This window comes from Algibacter sp. (genome assembly GCF_029245835.1).
In the GTDB taxonomy this organism is placed as follows: domain Bacteria; phylum Bacteroidota; class Bacteroidia; order Flavobacteriales; family Flavobacteriaceae; genus Algibacter_B.
This window is the reverse complement of sequence record NZ_JAQWOO010000071.1, coordinates 25,264-34,835: the sequence shown is the minus strand read 5'-3', so window position 1 is coordinate 34,835 and position 9,572 is coordinate 25,264. Positions and strand designations below refer to the sequence as shown.

The 9,572-nt window shown below is 29.7% G+C and carries 11 protein-coding genes; 8 read left to right on the top strand and 3 right to left on the bottom strand.

Features of this window, described 5'->3' with window-relative positions; genetic code table 11:
- Positions 1–163: 163 nt before the first annotated feature.
- The gene (locus P8K68_RS11790; RefSeq protein WP_300251157.1) at positions 164–568 is read right to left on the bottom strand and encodes an ankyrin repeat domain-containing protein; all 405 of its coding nucleotides are present in this window, start codon (positions 566–568) and stop codon (positions 164–166) included.
- 251 nt (positions 569–819) lie between these two features.
- On the opposite strand from P8K68_RS11790, the gene gpmI reads away from it, so the two are divergent.
- The 6 genes from gpmI to P8K68_RS11760 all read left to right on the top strand — a co-directional run bounded on the left by gpmI (position 820) and on the right by P8K68_RS11760 (position 6,171).
- Positions 820–2,334 carry a 2,3-bisphosphoglycerate-independent phosphoglycerate mutase gene (gene gpmI, locus P8K68_RS11785; protein WP_300251155.1) on the top strand — a complete coding sequence of 505 codons (1,515 nt, stop codon included), beginning with the start codon at positions 820–822 and terminating at the stop codon, positions 2,332–2,334.
- 53 nt (positions 2,335–2,387) lie between these two features.
- Complete coding sequence (locus P8K68_RS11780) at positions 2,388–2,792, top strand: BT0820 family HAD-type phosphatase (protein WP_300251152.1); 405 nt, start codon at positions 2,388–2,390, stop codon at positions 2,790–2,792.
- A gap of 35 nt (positions 2,793–2,827) precedes the next feature.
- Positions 2,828–3,646 carry a type I methionyl aminopeptidase gene (gene map / locus P8K68_RS11775; protein WP_300251149.1) on the top strand — a complete coding sequence of 273 codons (819 nt, stop codon included), beginning with the start codon at positions 2,828–2,830 and terminating at the stop codon, positions 3,644–3,646.
- A 2-nt stretch (positions 3,647–3,648) separates the two neighbouring features.
- Entirely contained in the window at positions 3,649–4,413 is a 765-nt protein-coding gene (locus P8K68_RS11770) for a class I SAM-dependent methyltransferase (RefSeq protein WP_300251146.1), read from the top strand.
- 184 nt (positions 4,414–4,597) lie between these two features.
- Positions 4,598–5,749, top strand: coding sequence for a GNAT family N-acetyltransferase (locus tag P8K68_RS11765; protein ID WP_300251143.1), 1,152 nt, complete (start codon positions 4,598–4,600; stop codon positions 5,747–5,749).
- Positions 5,750–5,802: 53 nt separating this feature from the next.
- Positions 5,803–6,171 (top strand): DUF423 domain-containing protein, encoded by a 369-nt coding sequence (locus P8K68_RS11760; protein ID WP_300251141.1) that lies wholly within the window; start codon positions 5,803–5,805, stop codon positions 6,169–6,171.
- Between the two features lie 33 nt (positions 6,172–6,204).
- Here P8K68_RS11760 and P8K68_RS11755 read toward each other — a convergent pair whose 3' ends face one another.
- Positions 6,205–7,179, bottom strand: a complete 975-nt coding sequence (locus P8K68_RS11755) for an FAD:protein FMN transferase (protein WP_300251138.1) — start codon at positions 7,177–7,179, stop codon at positions 6,205–6,207.
- A 15-nt stretch (positions 7,180–7,194) separates the two neighbouring features.
- Complete coding sequence (locus P8K68_RS11750) at positions 7,195–7,572, bottom strand: Na(+)-translocating NADH-quinone reductase subunit F (protein ID WP_300251135.1); 378 nt, start codon at positions 7,570–7,572, stop codon at positions 7,195–7,197.
- Between the two features lie 676 nt (positions 7,573–8,248).
- Between P8K68_RS11750 and P8K68_RS11745 the strand changes: the two genes are divergently transcribed.
- Positions 8,249–8,821, top strand: a complete 573-nt coding sequence (locus P8K68_RS11745) for a sigma-70 family RNA polymerase sigma factor (protein WP_300251133.1) — start codon at positions 8,249–8,251, stop codon at positions 8,819–8,821.
- 7 nt (positions 8,822–8,828) lie between these two features.
- The gene (locus P8K68_RS11740; RefSeq protein ID WP_300251131.1) at positions 8,829–9,569 is read left to right on the top strand and encodes a tetratricopeptide repeat protein; all 741 of its coding nucleotides are present in this window, start codon (positions 8,829–8,831) and stop codon (positions 9,567–9,569) included.
- Positions 9,570–9,572: the final 3 nt, after the last annotated feature.

Here is a 9,572-nt window from a genome sequence, read left to right as displayed (position 1 = left end):
GTGGGAGAAGACTTAATTGAGACTGACTATTCGTCTTCCAAACGATGTTGCTTTTCATACCTTTAAGATACGAAAACCAATACTTTTTTTAAAATCTAAAACAATAAAAAAGAGACTGCCTTTTTAGACAGCCTCTTTTTTGTGAGTCACTAACTCAAAATAATTATTTTCCTTTTTTAGATTTCGAATCTGCTAATGCTTTAACAATAATAGCCTCAGCATCTTTAGCGCCATGTAATTTGGCGTATTTAAGTGCAGTCATTTTTTTGTCAGACTTAGCTTTTAAATTTGCTCCATGAGAAATTAGAAGCTCTAGAATATCCGTTCTATTAAATTTTGCTGCATACATAACAGGTGTCATCCCGTTAGATTTTTCGTTAATATCTGCACCTCTACTAATTAACTTTTGAACCGTGTCTATATCGCCTTTAGCAATAGATATACAAAACGAATTTACTTTAAAAAAAGTTTCTACTTCATAATTAACAGATGTACTTAAAGGACTTGCATTTACAGATACCATTGAAAAGCATAATGCGATTGCGGAAATAATGATTGTTTTTTTCATGATGAAAGATTTTAAATTTGATTATTGATTTACGTTTCTTGATATACTAAATAGACGACAATAATTTTAATTTGTTACACAAAAAGAATTTAATAACACATTTTTAACGTTTGTTTCACAGATTATTAACCAAATCGTTTTCTTTAATAAATAATGCAAAAATCCTATAAAACAAGGCATTTCAAAGGCTTTTTTAATCCCTTTTATAAGAAACTTATGTATCTTTGTATGGTTTTAAATTTTAACAAAAAATGAATAAAAAAGTTATTTTAATGATTCTTGATGGTTGGGGAAACTCTCCAGACCCAAAAGTTTCAGCTATCGATCACGCCAATACACCATTTATAGATTCTTTATATAAAAAATATCCTTATGCTACGCTTCGTACAGATGGTTTACATGTTGGGCTACCTGAAGGACAAATGGGAAATAGTGAAGTAGGCCACATGAATTTAGGTGCTGGTAGAATTGTGTATCAAGATTTAGCAAAAATTAATTTAGCTATTGAAAAAGACACATTAAAAGATGAGAAGGTATTAGTTGATGCTTTAAAATATGCTTCAGACAACAACAAAAATGTTCATTTTCTAGGATTATTAAGTAACGGAGGGGTTCATTCACACACAAGTCACTTAAAAGGTTTTATTGATGCCGCAAACAAGGCTGGTGTCAATTCTTTTGTTCATGCTTTTACAGATGGAAGAGATGTAGATCCTAAATCAGGAAAAAGCTATATTGAGGATTTAGAGCATCATATTAAAGGAACAAACACAAAAATAGCAACCGTAACGGGACGCTACTATGCCATGGATAGAGATAATCGTTGGGAACGCGTACAACTAGCCTATGATGCTATTGTAAATGGAGCTGGCACTAAAACAACTAATCTAACATCGGCAATTCAAACTAATTATGATAACGATATTACAGATGAATTTATTAAACCTTTAATCATTACAGATAAGAATAATGATCCTGTTGCAAAAGTTGAAAAAGATGATGTTGTTATCTTTTTCAATTTCAGAACAGATAGAGGTCGTGAATTAACGGAAATGTTAAGTCAAAAAGATTTTCCAGAATACAATACTAAAAAAATCGACTTATATTATGTTACTATAACAAATTATAGTGATGCTTTTAAAGGTGTAAAAGTCATTTTTAACAAAGACAATATTACTGAAACATTAGGCGAAGTCTTAGCTAAGGCTGGAAAAAAACAAATTAGAATTGCTGAAACTGAAAAATACCCGCATGTTACATTTTTCTTTTCAGGCGGACAAGAAGCACCATTTAAAGGAGAATCTCGTATCCTTAAAAACTCGCCAAAAGTTGCTACTTACGATTTACAACCAGAAATGAGTGCCTATGAATTACGAGATGCACTTATTCCTGAGCTTGAAAAAGGTGATGTTGATTTTGTTTGCTTAAATTTTGCCAATGGCGATATGGTAGGCCATACCGGCGTTATGGAAGCAGCAATAAAAGCCTGTGAAGCTGTTGATGCTTGTGTAAAAGACGTTGTAACAACTGGTTTAAATAATGGCTACACAACACTTCTTATAGCAGACCATGGAAACTGTGAAACGATGATAAACCCTGATGGCTCTCCTAATACGGCACACACAACAAATCCTGTTCCTGTTATTTTAATTGATAATGAACTTACTGAAATTAAAGATGGTGTTTTAGGAGATATGGCACCAACTATATTGAAGCTGATGAATGTTGAACAACCTGCTGCTATGACTCAACACCCACTAATTTAAGCAATTAAGAAGAAAAAGTGTAACTTTACACCGTTATTAAAGCCCTGAATTGAATGAATTTTAGTAATACACTTATAATTGCTGTTGATTTTGATGGCACTATAGTTGAAGATGCCTACCCAAAAATTGGCAAGCCTGTTTTGTTTGCTTTTGAGACTTTAAAGAAGTTGCAGGAGGATGGGCATCGTCTTATTTTGTGGACTTATAGATGTGGCGATAAACTAAATGAAGCCGTTACCTTTTGTGAAGATCATGGCATTCGTTTTTATGCTGTAAATAAAAGTTTTACTGAAGAAGAATACACCCATGATATTAGCAGAAAAATTAATGCTGATTTGTTTATTGATGATAGAAACATAGGCGGTTTCCCTGGTTGGGGAGAAGTTTATCAAATGTTAACAAACTCTACACCTCCAATTCCTGAAAAGAAAAAAGGTTTTTTCGGACTATTTAAATAACATACCTTTTTAATTTACACTTCTATATTATTTTTATGATTATTATTAAAACCAAAGAAGAAATTGAATTAATGCGCGAAAGTGCTTTAATCGTATCTAAAACTTTAGGTGAATTAGCGAAAGCTATAAAACCAGGGGTTACCTCACTTGAATTAGATAAGATAGCTGAAACGTGTATTAGAGACCATGGAGCTATTCCAGGGTTTTTAGGATTATATGATTTCCCAAACACACTTTGTATGAGTCCTAATTCTCAGGTTGTTCATGGCATTCCAAATGGGAACCCTCTAGTTGAAGGTGATATTATTTCTATTGATTGTGGCGCACTTAAAAACGGTTTTTATGGAGATCATGCGTATACATTTGCTGTTGGAGAAATTGACCCTGAAACCGAGAAATTACTTCAAGTAACTAAAGAATCATTGTATGTTGGCATCAGAGAATTTAAAGCAAATAATCGTGTGGGCGATGTGGGTTACGCTATTCAAAAGTATTGTGAAGACCACGGATATGGTGTAGTTAGAGAATTGGTTGGACATGGTTTAGGATCTAAAATGCATGAAGACCCAGAAATGCCAAATTACGGTAAGCGAGGTAGAGGCAAAAAATTTATTGAAGGTATGGTAGTTGCCATTGAACCTATGATAAATATGGGTACACATCGTATAAAACAACATAGAGATGGCTGGACTATTACTACTCAAGATAATAAGCCTTCTGCTCATTTCGAGCATGATGTAGCATTAGTCAACGGCAAACCCGAATTACTTTCAACCTTTGCTTATATTTATGAGGCATTGGGAATTACCTCTACTGAAGAAGATGAATTCAGACAAAAAGCTTTAGTGCTTTAAGAATGAAACGCCTTTTTAAACTCATTCTCAATGTAATTCCTCGTCCTTTATTAATAAGGTTAAGCTATGTTATTAGACCTATTTTAGCATTTTTTTTAAAAGGCAATAAATATACTGACCCTATTGATGGCAAGCGTTTTAAAACCTTTTTACCTTATGGATATGGTAACCAACGTAATAATGTGTTATCGCCTTCAACATTAAGTTTAGAGCGTCACAGATTACTGTGGTTGTACCTTAAAAATGAAACGAATTTCTTTTCAGCAGAATTAAAAGTATTACACTTTGCACCTGAGCAAGCATTTTATAAACGTTTTAAAAAAATGAGCAATTTAGATTATGTTACCACAGATTTAAATTCACCTTTGGCAGATGTGAAAGCTGATATTTGTAACCTGCCTTTTGATGAGAATGAATTTGATATAATTTTATGCAATCATGTTTTAGAGCATATTCCAGATGATACTAAAGCGATGCAAGAATTATTTCGCGTCTTAAAAGTTGATGGTATGGGGATTTTTCAAATACCTCAAGATTTAAATAGAGACCTAACTTTTGAAGATGATAACATAACAGACAAAAAAGAGCGTGCAAAAATATTTGGTCAATATGACCATGTTCGAGTTTATGGGCTTGATTATTTTGATAAACTTCGAAATATCGGTTTTAAAGTGCAAGAAGTTGATTACACTTCAAAATTTTCAGAAGAAGAAATAACTAAATATTGTTTAGCTAAAGGAGAAATAATTCCTGTAGTTTATAAATAATTTAACACTACTTAGCTCGACGACCATTAATCAGCATAAAATATTTGTATTTTCTAATTAAAATAAGCACATCATTCAACATTAAAATAATTATTTTTATACATTGTGCCTCATAGACAAACCTCTCTTTTATAAAATTAATAGTATTGATACTAAAGTCAATTTTTAAAAATCCATGAATATTATGCGGTATTTTATCAATGACACTATTTTTTATTTTAGCTTTTTTGAAAATCAGTATTTTCCAGCAATTTGCAAAAATATTTTGTTTAAAAATAAGCCTTTACAACATGAAAGAGGAACTGAAAAAAATTCTTCTACTTCAAAAATTGTTGTTTTAAAATTATTTCCTAATTACTTAAAATTAGATTTAAACGATGATTTATATGTAAAAAAATCAATTCATAAACCAGGACTTGCAGTAGACTTATCAAAAAAATTCGAAGGAATTGAAGATTTTTTAAAATCGGAATGTAGGTCTAGTTTTAGAAAAGATGTTACGCGATCAGTTAGAAGACTAGAAACATGTTTTAATGTTAAATATAAAATGTTTTATGGCAGTATTAGCAAACCAGAATGTATTTTGTTAATGAATAAGCTTTATACTTTCATAGAAAATAGATTCAAACAAAGAAGTGGAAGAAATACTATTCTAAAACATTGGGATTATTATACTGACTTAGCTTATAAGGGAATCAATAATAAAACAGCATCACTTTTTGTGATTTATAATAATGATTTACCAGTAGATATATCATTAAATTTTCATAACGACAATTTAATGTTTAGTTACACCTGTTCCTACGATATAGATTATGGAAAGTTTAGCTTAGGAAATATCTTAAACTATAAACTAATTGAGTGGTGTATACATAATAACATCGCACTATTTGATATAGGCTACGGCGATTATAATTATAAACGAAATTGGGTGAATTTAATTTATGATTTTGAAACTGTATATATATCACATAAAAAGAGTCTTTTGTTGCAACTATATGCGTTTTATCTTGATTCAAAAAATAAACTTATACATTTCCTTATTTTAAAAAAAGTAAATTACTGGTTTCATGACACCGTTGATAAAATAAAAAAAATTGACAGAAAATATGTACCATCAGTATATGTAGAGTTTGATTGCAATGCACATAAACACGATAGTAATGTTATTGATATTAATTCTGAAAACTCATTTTTTTTAAGAAAACCAGTTTATGATCAGGCATATAAATATCAAGAACACATCGATAATTTAAAAGTCTATAAATCTGAAAGTGACACAAATACTTATATAATTAAAGGAAAAACTTGTGAGGTTGGAATAAGCTTCAATTAATTAGATTTTAGTCTAAATTATCATAAACTAAAACAAATAAAAGAATATATCTTATGGCAAATCAAATTTTGTTAACAACTGGAGTATTATTTGGAATGCTATCTGTTGTTTTTGGAGCTTTTGGAGCACATGCTTTAAAAAAAACCTTAAATAACGAGCAATTAAAAAGTTTTGAAGTAGCTGTAAAGTATCAAATGTATCATGCCATTGTTTTATTGGTATTAGGTTTAAATCCCAATGAAGTAAAGCAATCTATTTACTGGTGTTTTACTCTTGGAATACTATTATTCTCTTTTAGTATTTACGGGTTAGTTTTATCAGATTCGAAAGGAAAAAAACTAAGTTTCTTAGGACCAATAACACCCATTGGCGGTTTACTTTTGGCTAGTGGCTGGGGGTTACTACTAATTAATTATTTATAAAAAAACTATAATAACTCTTTATTAAGTAATAAGTTATTCTGGAAATCCATTTAATGCTAAGGTTTGGATTTCTTTATCTTGATTTTCAAAAATCAAAAAAACCTTTAGTTCTGGGTGCAACTCCAAAAATTTTTTAACTTTCTCAATACCCATAGCTTTGAAAGCTGTAGCATATGCATCGGCAGTCATACAATCTTCAGCAATTACTGATATACTTAACAAATTGGTTTTACTTGGATATCCTGTTTCTGTATCAATGATATGCGCATATCTATTTCCGTTTTCGTCAATTTTAAATTTTCTATAAGTGCCTGAAGTTGCCATAGCTTCATCATTCAAAACAATAGCCTTTAAAATTGATTGTCCGCCGTCAAAGTTTGGTTCCTCTAAACCTACTTTCCATTGGCTTTGTTTTTCAAAATTGATACCCTTTACTCGTATTTCTCCTCCAATTTCAACTAAATAATTATTTATATTTTGAGATTCAAGAAATTCTCCAACGACATCTACACCATAACCTTTAGCTATAGCATTAAACTCTATATAAACATTAGGGTTAGATTTTATTATAGTGTTATTAAGTCTATAGGTTTTATCATAACCAACATATTGCATTAGACTATCAATTTTTAAACTATCAATAACCTCAATAGTGTTTTCTGCACCAAATTTCCATGCATTAACTACATTTCCAATTGATGGATCAAAAGCACCTTCTGTTTTTCCGAAAACTTCTTTAGATGCATCATAAACTTTTATAAAATGTTCATCAATTTCAAAAGATTCATTTCTATTCAATTTTGAAATATCAGAATTTATTTGATAGGTGGACATGGATTTATTAATCACATAAAATAAACTATCAAACTGAGTTTCGTAATTAACATCAGAATCGTAAATAATAGAATAACTGGTACCAAAAGCAGTTCCAGTAAGTTTTGTGTTTTTTTGTTCTTCTTTACAAGAAAAAAAAACACAAATTATATATATAACTAATAAATTTCGCATAAATAATTTAAAAATTTAATTCAAATTTGTCTCTAAAACTTGAATACCATTATATTCTAATAAATAATCTTTATTTAAATAAATAGGTTGCTTTTCTCCTTCTGTACTACCAATCCCAACGCCTGCGTATAAAACCTTTGCATCTTTTTCTCTAGCATGTTTTTTAAAGGATTCCATCCACACCACATCATAATTATTTGGATTTTCTGGTAAAATAACAGCGCGTACAATAACAAAAAAATATTGTTTGTTTTTATCTATACACACAAACTGCGGATGCTTTTTAAGCTTACTATTTACTGCAATAAATTCGAACCCTCGTTGCTCCAAATCTTTACCGACATGATTCATTGCTAGGTTATGTAATTCTTGTTGTGTTAAAGGTTTACCCATGTTGCAAAAATACTATAAAAGTAGAATTGATGATGACATTTTAAAAATGTTTCGATGAGATGGTATAATAATCACATAACCTGTAAAAACCGTTTAATGATGAAACTTAAATCTCATAATTATTCCTTACTAACAATTTTGTTTTTTAATGCATAAAACAAAAAGAAAACATGGAATTTGTCGCATTTGAATAAATATCGGATACTATTTTATAAGTAGTTGTCTTGAAACAAAAGTTTTTAATAGCTACTTTTTTTGAAGTATTAGAAGAGAAAGATGCAATTATCCATAGAAATTTGAAAGTAATTTACCCAAAAATAACAGTGTTGCTCAGTTGCAAGTAAATTGATTGAGCGTAGTCCTAGTATTTATTATGCAAACACAAACGTTTCAAATGCGCATATAAATAATTCTGCTGGCATTGCTCAGTTAAGTGTATTTTATGAAGTCATAACAGGTATTGCATTTTTAACTAAAACGAAATATTCAATTAACCAATATCTATTAAAACCAAAAATATTTGAGGTAAGTTAAAAAGATTCTATTGTTTTCATCAAAATGAAATTTAACCTTTTCTAAAAATAATAAAAAACCAATAAACGATTAATAAACCATTTGATAGCGTAGTATTTGTAAAAAAATGAAATAATTGTATCTTCCCTTTAGCTATTAATTTATGGGGAAGCAATTACATTTATTAAGTCAGTCAGAACTCGTTTATGCTATAAAATCTAACGAATCAGATGTTTTAAAACATTTTTACACAACAAATTATAAAAAAATAGAAGTTTTAGTTCTTAAAAATAGTGGTTCTGTAGAGCATGCAAAAGATATCTATCAAGAGGCGTTTATTACGGTTTGGAGACATATAAAAAATGATAAATTCACGCCAAAAAACAATACCGCTTTACAAGGATATTTGTATAAAATAGCAAAAAACAAATGGCTTGATGTATTAAGATCTAACAACTTCAAAAAAACCAAAACATTAAATTATGAATCCTTAATGTTCTTTAAAAATGAAGAGCAAAATGAAGACGAAAATTTAACCAACAATAAATTAAAAAAAGTAATGGATGTTTTTAAACATTTAGGACAACCATGCAAACAATTATTAAGCACCTTTTATTTTGATAAAAAATCTTTAAAAGACATTGCATCAGAATTAAACATAGAAGAATCTACAGCCCGCAATAAAAAGTACAGATGTATGAAAAAATTACGCGCTATGGTTTTAGCCTCAAAATGATTAAAGATTGAAAGATAATAGTGACATATCAGAAGAATTATTAGAAATTATAGAACGTTATATAAATGGTTCTATGACCTCTCAAGAATTGAAAGATTTCAATCAACTTCTTGAACTTGATGATGATTTTAAACTTAAAGTTGAAGATATAAAAACGATGCTTATAGGTATTGAAGCACAATCCTTAAAAGAACAGTTAAATGAATTTCATACAGATATTCCTAAAACAATAGTTTCAAAATCTACTGACATAAAAGTTAGATATTTAAATTGGAATAAAATAGCAGTAGCGGCAGCTATTATTATTGCTTTTGGCAGTATCTGGTTTTTTAGTATACCCAAAAACGAGAAACTTTATACGGAATATTTTAAACTAGACCCAGGATTACCAACAACCATGAGTCGTACAGATAATTTTGACTTTTATGATGCTATGGTGAATTACAAGCATGGCGACTATCAAATGGCTATTGATAAATGGAAAGTGCTACAAGAAAAAAAACCTAATAATGATACCCTAAATTATTTTTTAGGTGTGGCTCATTTAGCCAATAAAAATGTAAGTGATGCAATCCCTTATTTAGAACGCTCTATTGAAGCAGAAGACAATTTCACCTTTTTAGATGATGCTTATTTATACTTAGGCTTAGCCTATTTGAAGGAAGGTAATACAGAACTTGCTAAAAAAAATCTAGATATTAGTAATACTGAGACTAGTAAAGCTCTTATTTCTAAACTGACAAAATAAATC